Source organism: Streptococcus sp. HMSC066E07 (assembly GCF_001814695.1).
Classification (GTDB): Bacteria; Bacillota; Bacilli; order Lactobacillales; family Streptococcaceae; genus Streptococcus; species Streptococcus hominis.
The window spans coordinates 57,677-57,899 of sequence record NZ_KV817464.1 but is presented as its reverse complement, the minus strand read 5'-3'; positions in this window follow the sequence as shown (position 1 = coordinate 57,899).

Sequence of the window (223 nt, the reverse complement as noted above, 5' to 3'; positions counted from 1 at the left end):
GAACCATTCGAAACAGCACAGCTCTAAAACCTTTTACTTCAAAAGGGAAGACACTCCCATGTTTTGGAACCATTCGAAACAGCACAGCTCTAAAACTTGTTGAATTTAGGAAGTTTATCGCGATATGTTTTGGAACCATTCGAAACAGCACAGCTCTAAAACTTGACTTCAACAACCTTGCCTTTGACCTCAGTTTTGGAACCATTCGAAACAGCACAGCTCT